Source organism: Calothrix sp. NIES-3974 (assembly GCF_002368395.1).
In the GTDB taxonomy this organism is placed as follows: domain Bacteria; phylum Cyanobacteriota; class Cyanobacteriia; order Cyanobacteriales; family Nostocaceae; genus NIES-3974.
Genome location: NZ_AP018254.1, coordinates 573,611 through 587,439 on the forward strand (window position 1 = coordinate 573,611; position 13,829 = coordinate 587,439).

5 protein-coding genes are annotated in these 13,829 nt (G+C 41.2%); all 5 read right to left on the reverse strand.

The window, feature by feature from the left end; genetic code table 11:
• Window positions 1-65 precede the first annotated feature (65 nt).
• Window positions 66-2,006: an eCIS core domain-containing protein gene (locus CDC37_RS02170; protein WP_197707035.1), complete on the reverse strand. Its 1,941-nt coding sequence runs from the start codon at window positions 2,004-2,006 to the stop codon at window positions 66-68.
• Window positions 2,007-2,243: 237 nt separating this feature from the next.
• A complete protein-coding gene (locus tag CDC37_RS02175; RefSeq protein ID WP_096620281.1) occupies window positions 2,244-4,463 on the reverse strand; it encodes a contractile injection system tape measure protein in 2,220 nt (739 codons plus the stop codon).
• A gap of 53 nt (window positions 4,464-4,516) precedes the next feature.
• On the reverse strand, window positions 4,517-9,208 hold the full coding sequence (locus CDC37_RS02180; protein ID WP_096620282.1) for a hypothetical protein: 4,692 nt from the start codon (window positions 9,206-9,208) through the stop codon (window positions 4,517-4,519).
• 4 nt (window positions 9,209-9,212) lie between these two features.
• Window positions 9,213-13,130 (reverse strand): hypothetical protein, encoded by a 3,918-nt coding sequence (locus CDC37_RS02185; RefSeq protein ID WP_096620283.1) that lies wholly within the window; start codon window positions 13,128-13,130, stop codon window positions 9,213-9,215.
• A 174-nt stretch (window positions 13,131-13,304) separates the two neighbouring features.
• On the reverse strand, window positions 13,305-13,802 hold the full coding sequence (locus tag CDC37_RS02190; protein WP_231943194.1) for a carbohydrate-binding protein: 498 nt from the start codon (window positions 13,800-13,802) through the stop codon (window positions 13,305-13,307).
• Window positions 13,803-13,829 lie beyond the last annotated feature (27 nt).

Below are 13,829 nucleotides of genomic sequence, written 5' to 3' on the forward strand. Positions count from 1 at the left end.
TCAGCCCTTTAGATAGCTAAAAAATGTCTCTTTTTGGCGATATTATCCTTCTACTACTGTATGGTCTATATATCAAATGCAGCAGGACGAGATGTTAGCTTTCTGTTGCTGCTATCCCAGAATCGAAACTCCACTTTTGCTCCTGGTTGTGGAGGATCGGGGGAAATATTTATCAAAGGTCGCACAGGGTTATCTTTCCACGGAACAGCATTAGTCGCAACATCCGTGTTAGCTGTAATCCCATTCGGGTTAAACACCCAATTAATAATATCAATTGTCATGCTGGTAGCGTATGTATTAACCAATGCATTTGCTGCGGTGTTCAGGATACCATTGGAATCGATTGTTTCTGTCTTCCCAGGAGTCCCATCTTCGTTAGGAGCGATATTTAGATTCTGATAAAGTGGATTTAGGGAGTTTGTAATACTAGTCTTTACGGTTGCTAGATTTAGTCCGTAGGTAGGCTTCACAATATATTCTATAACGCACACGCTGCTTAATTTATCAACGTTGACCCCAGAATATTTAGCACCATCATTTCCAACTATGGGTGTACTATTGTCAACAAACGCAACAGGGAAGTTATTGTTGATACCAGGTTTATAATACAATTTACCAGCAGCATTTTTGCCGATTTTATCTGTGCTATTTAGGGTATTGACTAAAGTGTCACCTGCGACTACTTGCCAACTTTGCTCATCTACAAACCCCTTGGCAAATCCTTCCGCACGCTGCTCATGCTTCTTGTTATAGCTTTGGCGACCGGAAAAAATATTACCGGAAACATTGCTGTTTTGGGCAAGAAATGAGTTAACGGCGTGCATCCGAGTGTATTGCCGTTTCGTGTTACCGTAATCTCGGTCCCAGTTTAGATCGAGATTATACATGGTTCGTTTCGGTGGATGGCTTGTACCTGTCATTTGCTCATAATCGTCATGAGTTAGAGTCGCAAATCCACCAGGATCTTGAGGTGCGGAAACAGGTCCTTGTATGCCACTGTTTAACACCTTAGCTTCGGTCGGATTGGCTGTTGTGTTATTAGAAACAATTTGCAGATTAGCTGCATCGTAGGAGGCAAAGTTGCCTACAGGATCAGTTGCAAGCTGGATGACCTGCGTATTTTGAGTTTGTACAATTCTTGCTGGCGTTTTTTTGTCGGGATGTGGCTGTAATTGCTCTTGCATTTGTGGCGATCGCATTACTACCCCCCCATTCTGCTGCACCACATGGGTCAACTCATGGGCAATCAACTCCTGTCCCCCTCGACTCCCTGGTTCATAGGCTCCCTGCCGAAAAAACACATCCTGTCCTGTTGTAAATGCCTTCGCCTGAATTGACCGATTTAACTGGTCAGCCTGTGTATCTGTATGCACCCGTACTCTGCTAAAATCTGCCCCCATCACTTGTCCCATTGAGCGTTGCAAACCTGCATCTAGGGGTTGTCCACCACCTCTGACAGTGTTAATGGCTGATGTCAAATCGGTTGATGCTTCCCCGTGCTGGAGGTTTGACTTTGCCTGTAGTTCCTGTTTATTCTCTCCCTGAGGTTGCAGTGCAGTAATCTCCGGTTTTGCCTGCGATTCCTCTTCTTCTCCCCCCTGACGCTGTACCATTTGCCCCTGGGTTGACTGGGCTGGTGCAGGTGTATTAATCTGTTCTACCACCTGGGATGCCACCCGATCCGCTTCCTGTTCGTACTTGTCCCCTGGCTCCCCAATGGTTAATTTTGCTTGGATGGGTAATACTGGTGAATGTTGGGGGGAATTAATCAGTTTTCTCTGTACCTCCCCATTGGTGGTGACTTCGCTGTCAAAGGCTGGCATCCGTTGCACTTCTTCCTCACCAGTAGCAGATTTTGCTTGGATGGTTGAAGTTTGGGGTTGAAAAAAAGGTGTCGGTTGTGGCTTGTGTGTTGAGAAGAAAGCATGGTCTGGGGATGCATCAAAAAAAGGTTTTTGTGGTGTGGTTGAGTGATTTGTACTGGTTTTGCGCTCGTGGTTTCTCATTGTTTTCCTTTGGTGGCGAAGTCATCTTGAATACCTTTGTCACATGTCTAGATGTTCCATGTTTCTGCGAGATAATTTTTCCAGCCGTTCTGCAAGGCATACCTTAATGATTGACTGACAGGTGACACCTAATTGTTGGCTACTGGCTACTGTTGTGTGCAGGTAAAATACCCGCACCACAGGGATTATTTTTATTTCACGGCAACAAAATAATTCGGACTTTTGACTTTTGCAATATCATGTCCATTCCACTATTAAAATCCCCTCCATCCACGGCAATGTCACCATGCTCACTCCCCAAGGAAGACTACCCAACAAAATATCGATCGCCTGTTGTTCTACCTGGAGTTTCCAGTTACCATCTCCTGTGGGGGTCAGTTTCCCCTGTCTTTGTAAAAATCCCTCCCGTAATCCATCGGGACTGGTACTTTTTAGCACTTGCCAATAGTTAATTACCGTCTGCAATAAGCGTTCCCCTTCTTCTAGGGCTGCGTCTGGTAAATCTAACCCCCGTGCTACTGGTTGATTGAGTGGCCAACCACACAGTAATTTTGGTAACACTAGTTCGGATTCGGGTGTGTCGGTTTGCTTTGTTGCGAGGTAATACAGTAAGTATATGGCTGTTTGTTGAGCAGATTCATCTGGGAATAATTCGTTATTCAACAAACCGATGGCTTTGAAATAAAAAGGTATAAATGGATGCAGTAATACTAGTCCTGCTTGGGTGATGTATAGTCCCGCAGTTGCTTCTGCTGTGGATAATATTGAGGTTTTATCGGTTTGGGAAGGGTTTTCTTGCCAGTTTGTGGGTACTGTCGGTGTATTTTTAGATATATTGGATAGTACTTGTTCCAGGGCTGTTAACCAAGGTAGATGTTCGGCAATTGGTAAGGTGGTAATAATAGTATGTAAGTGTTGGTATGGGGTTTGATTGACGCTTGCTTGCTCTTCAGGGTCAGATGTGGGGATTAATCGATTTAATTCCGGTGTTTGTAGGAGTTGGGTGAGCCAATTGCGGGTCCAAGTTGCTGCGGGGAAGGTCGGTGGTGGGTTCTCTGAGGTCATTTCAGCTAGGAGTAATCGCCATGCTTGGTCAATTAATTGTTGACTGGTGTAGTTACTCAGGTTGCAAGATTGTATTATTTCCCTGGCTTGTGTTAGCAATTTATACCAGTTTGTCCAATTTGGTTGTAGTTGCTGTACTAGCTGATATCGAAGTTTTTCTGGTAATTGAGTGACTAATCGCTGTTGTGCGGTGGGGTTATTCCTCAGTAATTTCCGTAGGGGTAAATGCCACGATTTTTCGGTTTGAATCGTATTTTCCCATTTGATGTGCCAATCTGCGGATATTTCACCCCAGGGTAAACGACCATACTGCAAAAAGTGTAGCAAAACTTCTCCATCCCTTGGGAGATTAGGGGTGTGATTGTCTCTGTTGTCACCAGATTGCAGATTCGGTCTCCAAGGTTCTGTCTGTTCCTGACTTTCCCCAGGGAGTGGGTATGTAGTATCCGAATTCGATAGATGGGAGGTGAGATTTAACACCTGTTCTAAGGCTGTCAACCACAGGGATTGCTCGCTCTGGGGAACTGCTGTGAGAATGGTACGTAATCGTTGGGTAATGGGTTGAGGTGTTACACTTGGGAAAGTTGGGGTTTGGTGCTTGGCTTGATTTAAATGCCAAAATTGCATGAGTTGGGTCAGCCAGTTGTGAGTCCAGGTGGTTGGAAATGCTCTAGTTAAGGTGGTGTCTGCATCTATTTCTCTCAGTAGTAGTAGCCAGGCTTGTTTTTCTTGGTGTAGTCTAACACTGTTATCCAATCTCATTACCCATACCCAGGACTGGATGATTTGTTTGGCTTGGGTGAGCAGATGATGCCAATTTATCCAGGTTGGCTGTAATTTTAATACTAACTGGTGTCGGAAAGATTCTGGGAATTGTTCTATTAGGCGTTGTTGTGTTGGTGGGTGATGTCTCAGTAATTGACGCAGTTTTTCTTGTTGATTGGTATCAATTTGCATTGCGTCTAACCAGGATGATAGCCATTCCTGCCAATCCCTAACTGGACACCACCAAGGGAATCGTCCATATTGGAGAAAGTAGATAAATACTTCCCAATCGGAATTTTCGCTATTATGGATACTTTTGGCAGTGAGGATTCCCAGGGATAAATCCGTTAAGTGATCGCCTAAAGTCTCCCGCAAAGCAGTCTGCAATTTGTGTATAAATTCATCGGCTAACAATCTGCTGTCAAGGTCGCCAATATCTACTTCCACCCGTTCTAATCGCACTACTTCCCCCTCTTCCACCAGTTGGTCAAAAAGTTCTGCGATCGCCTCCACTCCCTGTTGTTGAAATAAGTGACTCACGTCTGACTGTAAACTCCATACATCTGCTAGTTGCTGGGTATCGAGTTCTATGACAGTGCGTGCGATGATGTGACGTTGTTTACTCATGGGAAATAGAAGGTGTACTGTCGGGTGTGTGTTTATCTACCTATCATTTGGTGCTAAAACCTCAAATTTGATTGTGGTTCGGGGTTTTGTGGAGTTTGGGTCTGTCTGGATAGGGTGTAAGTCCATCCCATGATTAATAGTAAGGTTGCTGCTCCTAGTGCTAGTATTTGATTCCGGTAATTTTGTCTGGTTAGGAGTGAAAACATCAAGTTTTTTTCTTTGGTTGTGTTTGTTTGTCTCCACCTGTCAATATGGGGTTGATAAAGGGTTAATATTTGACTTGATTGAATCTTCTCTTGCTGGATTATCGGCTTGAATTGAGCGATTTCCTCATCGCTGGGTGGGAGGAAAAAACGTAATTGATTTGGTAATTTTAGTGACCTTGGTGTGGGTTGGTTAGGGGTAAGCTCCGGTTCGCTGTTACTATCATCATGGATATGAATAGTTACAGTGGTAGTATTTCCTTCTATGCGATCGCTGTTTATTTCCCTAGTAGTTTGTGCTGTGATTCGGTGCATACCTACTGTTGGTTGCCAGTTAGGTAGAATATAGGGAGGATTAATTGCTGGAATGACCTCTGAATTGGCATTGGGAGGAGTATATTCAAATACGACACTGCCAACTAGGGGAGGAATGGTTAAAGCTGCGATCGCATATTCATTGTTGGGGTGAAAGTCGGAGATATTGAAGTTTGAATCACTTTCCAGGGTTAGGGTATTAATTATTTGATTATTACTAATGGTTAATAATTGCAATCCCTGTACACCACCGATGGGGATGGGAATTGTTTTGGTAACTGGTTCACTGATACAATTACCGAGTTCTGGTGGTGCTTGTACGCGCAGAGTAATTGATACCACAGCATCGGCTACCCAATGATGAGAATCGGATGCATAGCTGATAATGAAATTATTATTACCAGGATTAATGGGATTGGAAATACCATCATGTTCCCAGTGGAAGGTAAAGGAATTTTCTCCAGTTGGTTGAATATCATACACCCGGATAGAAAATCCATTGCTGTTGATATTGTCAATTTCTAGTTGGAAATCAGCTTGAGGAAGGGGATAAATTGTAATTATACGAGTGAGGGTATTTTCACATTCTGTGGTTTGATTACGAATCAGTGCTGTAATGGTCACTGTTTCCGTTTCTCCCTTGGTTGCATATTCCCTCGGATTGAGGAGATTAGTTTCTACGTCGTTAATTTTGACTTGAATTAGTTCTATATTTTCAGGTGTATCGTCAGCTAAGGTGATGTTTAGGGAATCTGCATTGTTGCAGAATGTTTGTCCGTCCCTAACTGATAAATCAGCTTGGGGAAGGGGATAAATTGTAATTGTATGGGTGAGGGTATTTTCACATTCCGTGGTTTGATTACGAATCAGTGCTGTAATTATGACTGTTTCCGTTTCTCCCTCGGTTGCATATCCCCTCGGATTGAGAATATTTGTTTCTACATCGTTAATTTTTACCTGGATTAATTGCAAATTATCAGGTGTCCCATTAGCCAGTTTAATCTCTACAGGTGCTGCATTGTGACAGAAACTTTGACCATCACTAACTGATAAATTTGGTCTGGGTAAAGGATAAATAGTAACAGTAAGGGTATCATAGGTGTCATCAACCGCATAGGTGAAAGTAATCGCAACTTCCAATCCCCTTGCTAAATCCTCTCGACTTCCTGGGTCAATACTACTTGGTTGGAAAAATTGTTTGGAACCAGCAAATACAATACCTTCACCCCGAACCGTACCACCTTCTGGTTCCAGGATAAACTCGTACCGACGTTGATCACCTTCACAAAAGACTAAATTGGTTTTTTCTAGTAAGATAATGGGACGCGATCGCGCTAATACATAACTAACTGCGGGTGCGTCGCTACTACAACGATAGGGAAGACAAAAATCTGCAATCACAATATCTTTACGCTTCTCTAATTCCTCAAATAGTCTTTTCCAGTTACCAATATTCTCTGTATACAAGTCTTCTGGTAAAGCAACAAATTTTCGGATGGCTTCGGTGTGTACACTGCGTAATTGATGAATTGCAGGGTCTCTATCCCCAACTAAAAGTTCATCCACTTCCTTCCCATCTACATACACTAAGACGAAAGTACCCCCTTTGGTAACTCCCCCCAAGTGTTCCATTCCTGGATGTTGTTGCGCAAAATTTGGGAATAAATGCAATTTTTTCAGTTGTTCTAATCGCAGTTGATAGGTTTTAATTAATTCTGTCAGATTTAAATCATTTAGTTCCTCTGCAACTTGTTTATCTCCCATTAAGTAGCTTTGGGGATTATTTTGAGCTAATGTGGTTGGACCATATACCAACGAACTATCTCGTAATAAACTATAAAGGGTTTCAAAGTCCTGAAATTCTTTCTGGGGAATGATGGGTTGATTGTTTTGTTGACCAACAGCAAAATGACTCAAGGAAACCAAAATGGGGGAATAACTCAGATTGACAGATGGTAACACAATCGTATCATCAGTCGAAAATTTCAAGTGATATTTTTCTGGGTTACTCGCTGGATCAATAACTAAATCATAGGTGACTTCCGGGGAAGATATACTGAAGGCGATTTCTTTGATGATCCGTTGTTTTTCCTGGTCAATCTCATCAAGAGAAATTTCTGCAAAATCAATTATTAAGTTACGAAAATCACTGAGGCTATTTCCCCTAGTATCAGCTATTTGGGTGACATAACGAGCAATACGAATATTATTTTCGTCACGTATATATATCTGAAATTGCTGTTCTGTGTTCTCAACTTTAACAAATTCATAGGCTTCTGGTTTACCAGCACGCTCTAAAATAAAATTAGATAGTTGACCGCTATCCATGTCCTTCAAATCAGATTTATCAAAGAAAGATTGTTTCAGGGTTTGTAAAAACACATTTCTTGACCATTCATGTTCATGCTGAGTCCAAAGTTTTTGGAAAGCACCCTTAATCCGACGAAAATCTGCTTCCAGGTCAGCAAATTGACCAGAAATATTTAAATCCTCCAGACTTGCTCGATTCCCTAATTTCAAAGTAATCACATCAAAGGCTAAATTATATCGTTGTTGATAGTCTCGAAGGTTTTTAAAAACCTGGTCATTCCCTTTCCCGATGTGTCCCTCAATCCGGTAAAAATTGTAATTATCCAAGCGATAATTCAAATCCTGAAACTCATGGAAATTTTCCTCTGGATTGCGCTTTGGGTAAAAATAAGCAGGATGGCGATCGCTGATTCCTTTGCGGTAAGCGTCGTAGTTCCAGTATTTGTATAGATTGGGATAATTAAGGTAGTAGGGGATTGCTTGTTTGCTCAGGGGTGCGGAGCGGTCTAGACTGGGTGTAATTTTAAGTGGGGTAATATAAAACGGTAGCAAGTCAAAACTATCCTTTGCTGATAATTTTAACAGACGTTCATATAGGTGACGAACCCGTTGTAAACGCACCTGATTGCTGTTGTAAATTGGGGGTTGGGTAAAATAACTGCGGTAGGGAGAAGTAAGTATTAATCCCTGGTTTGGTTCGGTTGTAACTGGTGATGGGGGAGGAACCAATCCCAACATGAGATACTTAGGAAATCGTCGAGTCTCTGGGGGGTAATCATCCATTAGGTCAAAAACAGTCTCTGCTAGTTCGTAGAAAGCAGCAACTAGCTGGCTAAGATAATCGTAAAAATATTGTATTCCATAGGGTGGTTCGGGAGGTTTGATTTGTTCTGATGTAGATGTTGTTTCTTGTCTGCGAAAAGCTTCTAGTCGTGTTTGCAGACGTTGCTGGAGTTGATTGAAATCGCGACCAGAATTAGGCTGGAAAGCATGAAAAAAAGGCGAAAACAGCCAAAATAGCTTGGGGAAAGACCGATCAATTGCAGCGATCGCATGGGTACAAATTTGATAGTAATTATCCCAAAATGCTTGATAGTGATTGATTGCACTCAAGTCAACGCTTTTTTTCGCTTTGACATAACCAAATCTTTCCACCTGGGGAGCGAAATTCTGGAATTTCTTAGTTGTACGGTCAAACTCTTGAAGAAAATGATTGCGTGCATTAAAAATATTTTCCACAGTCAGTCCCTGCCAAGGCTGTTCTGGAATCTGATAAGCTGTTTTTAGTAAAGTGTCAGCACTCAATTGTTGAGCTTGAGATGAGTCAGGGTTTTGAGTACGGGGAAGCAGAAAAAATCGCCAGCGAAAATTACGGTATCTACTGGACTCATCGTATTCAAAAAAACAGAACTCATTGTGCAAATCCTCAATTTCACATAATACGACCAAGACGCGATCGCTAATAAATTCCTGAAATTTCTGGACATCCCGTTGAGTACCATCCGGATTTTTATGCAGAATTATCCTTTGATTTCCAGCTTCCGGAAACAGTTCGATTACCTCAGAGGTTAAAGGTTGTATAGCTGCTATTAAATTCTCACGTGTAAACAACGAAGATGATACTTTAACATCTTGATAATGGGTGAGTTGAATTTTGGAGTCAAAAGAAATTACATATCCTTCTGAAGTAATTCCACATCCTGGAGAAACAGATATTTTTGCCTTGACTTTTGTAACTTCTTGGGTATAGCTACTACTCACTTCCATCCCTGCAATAATTCCCATCCCAATCAGATGGGTGCGGGTCAGATAATTTTGACTATCAAGATACTCCACAACCTGATTCAGGTCATTATTTTTTAATACCTGATTAGGTGTAAATATGGGATAGCCAGTTTGATTGATCGTGGTATTCATAACTTTACTCACTTGCAGTTCCAAGAGCAGTTTGGTTGAGAATAATCGGTTGATTTTGAGAGACAAATTGGGGGTCGTATAAGATACCTTGGGGATAAATATTTCGCAGTTGGGAGATAATTTGGATTAAATCATTCAGTGTTCCTGAAAGATTACAGGTGCTACCATTTCCAGTTTCCCAAGCTAATTGCTCCAACCAATTGCGATAAGCAACTTCAAAATCCCTCATTTGTTGAACATTCACCCAAGCAATTTTTAACGCTACATGAGCAGGTGCTTCTAATCGCAAAGTCCGTTCTACAAAGCGACGAAAATCGATATTGCGGAAGCGTTCTGACCAGTAGGGTAAAATTATAGTGATCCAGAAAGAATAGGGGTCTTGATAGGTTAACTGGTTTGGTTCTCCCCTTGTAGCATCATCCGTGTTCACGCAGATGGGTAAAAAATTATCTGAGGTAGTTCTGGGACGCAGGAGAATATGCTCCAACACATGAAATCCCTCATCATTAACTAATTTTTGTAGTTCTTGGATGGATTGATTTCGTTCTTCTTTGCTGGTGTAGTAATGAGTAGCGAGGATGTTGTCTTTTCCCCGATTTGTTAATTCCCAACCGTGGGTTTCTGGAACACTTTGATTCGGATCAGAATTATTTCCACTGTCAGCAGGTTCCCCATCAATGAGTCGGAAATTTTTAGCGTCTGACTTTCCATTTTCAGAAAATTCCGCTTGTTCCCCAGCAAGTTTCATTAAAACATTACCTTGTTCCCAAGCGGTTTCCGGTGTAGGATGACGTTGGCTTGCTTCTAGGAAGATATTCCGATTTTGGTCATAAACTCGACCGATATAACTAGGGTTAGAGGAATTTTCTAATCCAGTCCAAGTAATATTGAGATGGGCTGTACGTACTAGTAAAAACAGATGTTCGATCGCTGCATCCCTTTCACTTTCTGAAGGGTACAATTGGGGAGAAGTTGCAACTGCACTACGAGGAACACGGGGTCTACTTAAGACTCGAAAACCAAAACCCTCATCACTCACGGTTGCTTCAATCGCACCCGGTTCAAACAACACACTCAGTACATTTTCATAAAAGCGATCGCGAACTGTATTTTCATCCGCAAATAGTTGTAAACCTCGTAGTATTGTCACCCCTTCCCGGTCAATTAATCGGAAGCGATAACCAGAGGTTTCTCCTGTTACTTCCTCGATTTGCAAAAAACGCTCATCTGATTCCTGAAATTGATTTGGATTGAATTGAAGACAACTTAACCAGTTTTGTAGTGCTGTTTCCCTTTCTTGTTTTGTTGGGAAGCGTTTTCCACTTTCTCCTAATACCTTTCCTTCCTGATCTACTAAAGCATAGCCATAATGGATAAATCTAGTTTCATCGCTAGGGTTAAGAGTTTCCCGTTCTGAACTTTTATCTTGACGAAACAAAATCGGGTAGTAATTTTGTCTAGTAGCAATTTGCTTGAGAATCGCGATCGCAGCTTGATGAGCAAGTGGTTCCGAAAAATAGCGTTGATTTCCCACAAACCGAATTGGGGTGGATGTTGCTGAAGAACTAACTGGTATATTTAATTGGAAATAATATAAATTTTCCTCCTTGATTTTTTCAGTTTTAATTACACTCTCCTGGGAGATAGTTGAAATCACATCATTTTCCTGTTCTCTCCAATTCAAGAGACTCGGTAAACTTTCCATCAAAAAATTCAAACCAGCAAGTCTTTCTGCTTGGGAAAAAAATGCAGACTCATATCTAGCTGTGATGCTTTCCTCATCTTTATTGTCCGGTTTCACCTCGACTTCCAAACCATAGTGATAAAAGTAACTATAGGAAAGACGCTGGTAAAAAGTTTCATGTAAAGCAAACAACAAAAACTTTTCTATACTTGCTTGAGCAGCTTTTTGGTTAACATATGTCTGCAAGCTAATTAATGATTGCTCCTCATCACCACAAGTAACCACAAAAGAGACAAACCCACCAGATACCTCATCTACCTCATAATGACAGAGATTGCGACGATGCACATCTTCAAAACCCAGTAAACGAGAAACCCGTTTTTGGAAACCAGAGACATTTTCTGTGTCCCAAACCTGCTGATAGTTGCAATAATTAAAAGCACGAAAGCGATCGCGACTCAAAGCTGGATAATCTTGTAAAAACTGAGCTTTGTCTTGAATTACCTCGACTTCATCCTGGAATTGATCCCCACGTTCCTGAATTATCCGGTAGTTAATTAGCACATAATCAGCAAAGGACTCAGCAAAACGTCCCAGCAAATGGTCCAAGAAACGATTACGGCGATCGCGATAGGTTTCTGGTTCTTCTTGAATTGCTTGCAGATATCCCCCACCTTCCCCAAGGATGGCATTTTGCTCTGGAAAATCAAGTTCCTGAATAAAATAGGTGTGGGATTTATCTGGAGGACGATTCATGTGGTCGTTGTTCCGTCCCTGGGTTTCGTCAACTTCCCAGGAAAATAAATCCCGTACATGAGCAAGTTGAACTAAATAATTGGCAAGCAGTTGGTCGAAACATACCAGGTATCCTTTTAACTGACGAGCTTGGGCTTTACGTAATACTGAAGCCCCTTCCGGTAGTCCTTCTTCCCCAATACCATAGGTTAAAGGAAAATCATGCTGAATTGAATAATGGTCAGCTAAGTTATAATAACTACCCTGCGGTACGGTTAAATCCAGGTCGTTCCCATGACGTAATACCTTAATATGTGCGGTTTGTTGTTCATAATAACGGCGTTTAACCTCATTCCCATCTGGTGATATGGGTAATACCCCCTTGAATAAGGTGACTTTTGACTGTTCAATCCCCAATACTGGACTATACCCTTTCGTTAATTTTAAATGCCAGGGGCTTTGAGACTGGGCTAAACCGTTGATAAAATTAATAATACTCAGTCTCTTTACAGCCACTACACCTGGTATTTTCAAGATTTCTTGGTATAAATCGGAAGTGTAAATCACTTCTGGTGGGGTAAGTGCTTCGAGTTCGGTGGTATCAATAAAACCATGACTCTCATAATTGTCAATTACAGAAGGTCTACCAGCAAAGATTTCTTCTATACCTTTACCTTTATCCAATAATTCCTGTAGGGTATAAAATTTTAATCTAGGCGACAAAAACTCCTGTATCTTCACATAAATTTCCACCAGCACATCTTCCGCTTCAGCGTTAGCATCCAGTTCAATATCGCTACAAAGTCCTATTTCTTCTGCACCTAACACCACAATATCGTAAGTATCTTCACAGAGATTGCGGTGACTGCACAACACAGCTTTCACTGAGTCGAGGGTATGTGACCAGGAATTATAAATCTGTCCACAGGCATTTTTGCCATATTCCCGATCGAGGTCAACATAAACGGTATAGAGTCCACGGGGGTGTAGACGTGGTGCGTTTTTTTCTGTGTAACCCTTGGGGGGATTGTATTGTAACTGGTTATTTGCATAATTAATGTAAATAGGTGGATGATAAGTTGATATTTTTTTAGCTTCTTCTTTTGTAATTTCTTCAGTTTTTTCTTTTGACTTTACTTCCGTAAATATTTCAATCCAAGCATTACGCACACCGGGAATATCAATCAGACGCTTGCGTAAATCCAGGTCAGTAACTGGATTACAAGTGAGGATTTGATCAGGGGTAAAAAAGTTATTTTCTCGTTGTTGGGAATCGAGTGCTAATAAATCTTGAATATCTAAGTTATTGCGATAACCTAAATCCGTGACAGCATAACATAGCACCTCCAAAATCGTGACACCAGGGTCGTGTAAATTATAGTCTGTCCAAATTTTTCCCGAAAGAGTTTGTAGATGTTTAATGCCGATATCCCGTAGGATTTGAAAATCAAGATAATCGGGGAATTTCGGTTTCAGTTTGGAGATGGTTGGATAGGGGAGCATAAAAAATGTTGGATTTTGGATTTAATTGATGGGGTGGGTGAGGAAGATAGTCTGTAACCTACTAGTTTGTGAACTTGATTTTGGTGGATGGTGGTAGTTTAAGTGATAAAGGAATATATCCATCATTTTTTTTGTTGATAGACTACTTATTAGATAATGTATTTCTGGTTTTACCTAAGATTGCCAGAAGTGATAAATCGCACCACCAAATAACCAGACAAGAGCGATCGCAATTCCCAAAGTCAGTAAAGTCAAATATTTCAGTAGTTGCTCCCACCGCAAATCCATCTGCTGTTTGTACTCAGTAAATTCCTTGCATAAAGCTTGTAAATCCTGTTGGATTGTCTCTACTTTCTGTTCCAATTCCCGAAGACGGGATTTCCATTTCTCACTTTTATCTGGTTCTTCTCCACCTTTTGCACAGATTTCCTTGGGTTCAACCATTTCCCAAAGTGTACGTTCATAATAGACCACATCCCCGGTTTGATAGGTTTGTCCCGCTTTCCACACCCCATGAAATTTATCCTCTTTTTTATTGAGTAGGGAGGTAATTAACTCGTGAAAATGCGTCACCGAAAGATGGGTGTTATTTTTAAATAAACTCTTCAGTTCGTTGCGATTTTTCAAAGTCATATTAGTTTGAGTTTTTGATGCAGTAGTTATATTAATCATGGTTAAAAATAGAATTGATTGTTGTTT